This is a genomic window from Streptomyces sp. NPDC055078, from assembly GCF_053607985.1.
In genome coordinates, this window is record NZ_JBSGUP010000963.1 from 1 (window position 1) to 2,231 (window position 2,231).

1 protein-coding gene is annotated in these 2,231 nt (G+C 62.9%); it reads right to left on the reverse strand.

Going from position 1 to position 2,231, the window contains the following annotated elements:
• Window positions 1–363: 363 nt before the first annotated feature.
• A partial coding sequence (locus ACWF94_RS39150) for an RHS repeat-associated core domain-containing protein (RefSeq protein WP_453499852.1) occupies window positions 364–2,231 on the reverse strand: 1,868 nt, incomplete at its 5' end.

Genomic DNA, 2,231 nt, shown 5'->3' on the forward strand with positions numbered 1-2,231 from the left:
GGGCTACCGTATCTGGCCTTAGCAGGCTGTCCAGAGAGGTTCTTTGTTCCACTGCCAAAGAACCATTCCCGAAGGTGCATCCCGGACCAACATCTGCCTACTTGCCCTTCATTTTGATGTACTCTCCCCGGTTGAGGTACCGGCAACTGCCGTCCTTTTTGCTGACGACGATTGGCAAGTTACCTCCCAGTCTAATTCTCTCTCCGCTGGGGCCTCGCTCTGCCGGGAAATACACGAAAGTGAAGCCATCGGGCGTGGACAGTGACGGTTCCAGGGACATCTCGAATCCCCAGGAGTCCCAATCGGTCACGTTTGCCCTTCCAAAACTCTCCGCCAGGGCGCGCGCTTCACTTTCAGTTAGGGTCACTTTCTGGCTCCCGTGTGCATGAAGTCCATGTATGTCCATGAAGTGTCAGCATACCCGCCGGCCTGCCCGTCGAGGAACTTCACATTGCCGCCGTCGTTCACGGCATTGAAGAAGTGGCCCCAGATGATGTCACCTCTGCGGTTTGTTTCAAAGCCGTAGACGATTCCCCGGGCTCCGTTCCCCCGCCGCAAGAGGTCGCCCGCGATGCCGTCACGCCCCGATGTGGCCCTGAATGCAGAGCCGAAGTGCTTTTCCAGAACGCCCGCGTCCGTTATGTCTCCCGGACCTGCCACAGCGCTCTGTCCCTGCAGTCTCAGGTCTGTGGCAATCGCGCATCGTGCGCAATTTGTCATTGAACCTGTGGGGTTGACTCCCTTTAGACTTCCTCCCGGGCGGGCCGTAGCCCCCTTTAGCACCTTCTTTGTCAGCGCCCTGAAGATTCCCCCGACGTTGAAGAGTGATCCTACCTGGGCGAGGAACTCGCCCGCGTCGGCTGCCTCACTTTCTGGTTTGAGGCCGTGGTCTTGGACGACTTTGTCGTAGGTGTTGCGTGCTTCGCCGCAGTCGCCGAAGACCCAGCAGGAGGGGTGGAGTTTGACTCCGATGTCCACGGTGTCTGCGGCTATCCCGCCGATTCCGGTGCCTATTCCTTGGAGGAGGTCGCGCCACCGTCCCAGGCGGCTGGGGTTCTCGGGTTCGTTATTTTCCGGGAGCCCGTTGACGTACTCAATGATGTTCTTGGTTTCGCCCCTTTTTCCCCCGAACCCGCTACCGTGCCCACCTCCCGTCCCGGTCCCGGCTCCTGATCGTGAGGAGCCGCTGGATGCCCTGGAGTGGGAGCGTTGGCGGTATGCCTGGTGCGCGGCGGCCACTACCCGCACGATTTTGACTGCGATGATGCCGATGAGGATGGGGAGGAGCCATTTGCCGTCGGGGTCGGCGAAGGTGACGGGGTTGTTGTTGCTGTAGGCGTAGCCGTTGATCTGCTGGGGGTCTTTGAGGTCGGCGATGGGGTCTGCGCTGGTGAAGCGGCCGGTGGTGGGGTCGTAGTCGCGGGCTCCGAGGTGGGTGAGTCCGGTGGGGTCCTGGGTGCCGCCGACGAATCCCTTGTCGCCGGTCCAGGTGTGGGGCTGGGTGCCGCGGGTTTCGCCGAAGGGCTGGGTGTGGCGTCGGGTCACGGTTTGTGTGGCGGCGTCGATCTGGAGGTTCGCGGTGCCGTTGTGGTCGGTGCTGAGCCAGGTGAGTGACTGTGGTGTGCGCATGGCGACGGTCTGGCCGGCGTGGCTGTAGTACCGGGTGGCCTGGACGGTGTTGGTGGCTTTGTCGAGGCGTAGTTCGGTTTCGCCGAGGTAGAGGGTGGTTCCGGTGGTGTCGCGGCGGATGAGCCGGTTGCCGTCGGCGTCGTTGAGGAATGAGGTTTGTGAGTTGTCGGCTTCGGTGACGTTGGTGAGGGTGTTCTCCGGGCCCCATTCCAGGGTCTGGGTGGTGGCGTCCGGTGTGCCCGTGCCGGTGGTGCGGGTGAGTGTGTTGCCTGATTGGTCGTAGGTGTAGCTGGTGGCGGGCTGGGTTGGGCTGGTGGGAGCCGTGGTGGTGCCGGTGAGCAGGTGCGGGCGGGGTGTCTGGTTGTGCTGGAGGTCGTAGGTGTAGGTGGTGGTGGCGGAGCCGCCGGTGGCCAGGTGGTTGGTGGCGGTTTTGCGGTTTCCGGCGCTGTCGTAGGTGAACGACTTCCAGTAGGGGGCGATCCCGCTGACGTTGCTGGTGGTGGGGGTGGTGGCGCAGTCGGTGGCGGCGGTCCAGGCGCTCTTGAGGCGCCGGTGGCCGTCGTAGGTGAAGCATTGTTTGTCGCCGAGGGTGGTGGAGCGGT